General features: G+C 75.3%; 2 protein-coding genes and 1 pseudogene. All 3 read right to left on the bottom strand.

All coding sequences use genetic code 11. From position 1 onward, the window contains the following. Window positions 1-940 (bottom strand): FAD-dependent oxidoreductase (locus DQW85_RS24000; RefSeq protein WP_113702311.1); only part of this gene is annotated, 940 nt, incomplete at its 3' end. Next, window positions 937-1,665 (bottom strand): maleate cis-trans isomerase family protein, encoded by a 729-nt coding sequence (locus DQW85_RS23995; protein WP_113702310.1) that lies wholly within the window; start codon window positions 1,663-1,665, stop codon window positions 937-939. The genes DQW85_RS24000 and DQW85_RS23995, both read right to left, overlap by 4 nt. Next, window positions 1,662-2,133 (bottom strand): annotated as a pseudogene (locus DQW85_RS23990) (hypothetical protein); the annotation flags it as partial. The gene DQW85_RS23995 and the pseudogene DQW85_RS23990, both read right to left, overlap by 4 nt.

The raw sequence follows: 2,133 nt of genomic DNA, 5'->3' as shown, positions 1-2,133 counted from the left end.
GACCGTCCAGCACGCCGGCGACCACCTGGCCGAGCTCGACGGCGTCGTGGATGCCCGCGTTCATGTTGAGCCCGCCCGCCGTGGAGGTCAGGTGCGCCGCGTCGCCCGCGAACAGCACCCGGCCGCACCGGTACGAGGCGAGCACGCCGCGGGCCAGGCCGTACCGGTCGGCGCCGACGACCCGCACCGGCCGGCTCACCCCCGGCAGCGCCCGGCGCACCAGGGCGGACACGTAGGACGTGGCCAGCGGGTTGCGGGCGTCGCACGGGATCCGCACGACGATCCGCCAGTGGTCCGGCAGCGCGAGCAGGCTGCACGACTGCCCGACGTCGCGTACGTACGTGAGCGGCGCCAGGCCGGGTAGCAGCTCGTCCAGCGGCGAGTCGGTGAACACCCGCAGCGCCTGGGTGGGGTAGGAGGACCGGTGGAACGGCAGGCCGAGCGAGCTGCGCACGGTGCTGTGCGCGCCGTCCGCCGCGATCACGTACTTGGCCCTGGCCCAGCTCCGCCCGATGCGGACGCGCACCCCGGTGCCGCCCTCGGCCACCCCGTCCACCCGGGTGCCGAACCGCACGTCCGCCTCCGGGCAGGCCGACAGCTCCGACAGCAGCAGCGGGGTGAGCGACGACTGCTCGGCGTGCAGCCGGAACGGGTGCCGGGTCAGCCCATCGAGGCTGCCCATCCCCATCTCGGCCAGGACGTGGCCCGCCCGGTCGCGCCACTGGACACGCTCCACGACCCGCCCGCGGGCGATGAGCGGCTCGGCGATGCCGAGGTCGTCCAGCAGGTCGAGCGTGGCCGGGTGGAAGGTGGAGGCGCGCGACTGGCCGCCGAGGCCCTCCTCCCGTTCGAGCACGGTGACGGGCACGCCGGCCCTGGCCAGCGTGAGCGCCGCCGTCAGCCCGACCGGCCCGGCGCCGACCACGATGGCGCCCTTCATGTCCGCTGCCCCTGGGCGGCCGGGCGGTGCGGAACCCGGCCCAGCCTGATCGGCATCCCCGTCACCCTGGACAGCGCCCACCACGCGCTGCACAGGTTCGAGGTGAGCAGGACCCGGTCGTTGCCCGCGCCGATGGACACCAGCGCGGGGAGCGTGAGCATGCCGGTGCCGCTGAACAGCACGACGGCGTCGTGCGGCAGGCAGGCCTCCTCGACCTGCTCGACCAGCTCGGCCTGGGTGACCTTGTACGGGGCGAACCCGCCGCGCGCCCGCACTTCCACCACCCGCTCGACGTTCAGCCCGGCCGCCTTCCAGAAGCGCTCGGCCAGCTCGGTCAGCCACGGCTCGTACGGCGAGACCAGGATGATCTCCTCCGCGCCGAGGTGCTCGATGGCCTGCAGCGTGGCCAGCGTGGCCGAGGCGAACGGCACACCGAACCGCCTGCTCAGCTCGTCGCAGCCGAGCCGGTCCTCGTCGGGGCCGAGCAGGTAGCGCGAGCCGCTGCAGGCCGAGACGATCGCGTCGAGTCGCAGGCCGCCGAAGCTGCAGATCATCGCGGGCAGCGCCTCGTTGTAGCTCTCCAGCCGCTCGGCCAGCGACAGACCGGGGCGTACGGGGAAGCGGGTGACGTGCATGTCGGCGCGGGAGCCGAGCAGGCGCGCCAACTCGGGTTCGGCGGCCGGGTTCGCCGGGGGCACGATCACGCCCGCCCTGCCGCGGTTCATGGGGTCCTCCCGCTCTCTCGTCCAGGGTGCGCACCGTCCGGCCGCGGGCCGGGACCGTCGAGTGCGAACAGCGCGCGGAGCGCGTCGGCGTAGCTGTCGCCGAGCGGGGAGCCCGCGTTCCGGGTGAGCCGGGTGATCGGCGCCGCCAGGAACTCGTCCACGACGCGCTGGATCGCCAGCCTCACCTCGTCGCGCGCCCCGACGTCCAGGCCGGGCGCGCGCGAGGCGAGACGGCCCAGCTCGGCGTCGGCGACGGCGGTCGCCTTGCTCCGCAGCGCCACGACGACGGTCCGCGTCCCAGGTGCGGGTGCGGGTGCGGGCGTCCCGGCCGTGTCCCCGGCTGCGCCCGGCAAGGCCATGATCTCGGCGGCGTCCGGCAAGGCCATGACCCCGGCAGCGTCCGGCAAGGCCATGGCCGCCCCCGGAGTGGCCGCGGGGGTCGCCGGTGCGGCCGTAGCCGCACCGGGT

The sequence above is a fragment of the Nonomuraea lactucae genome, from assembly GCF_003313395.1.
GTDB classification, from domain to species: domain Bacteria; phylum Actinomycetota; class Actinomycetes; order Streptosporangiales; family Streptosporangiaceae; genus Nonomuraea; species Nonomuraea lactucae.
This window is presented reverse-complemented; position numbering and strand designations above follow the sequence as displayed.

Excerpts from the sequence above, each read along its gene's own strand:
- DQW85_RS23995 (WP_113702310.1), bottom strand. The coding sequence starts at position 1,665 with ATGAACCGCGGCAGGGCGGGCGTGATCGTGCCCCCGGCGAACCCGGCC.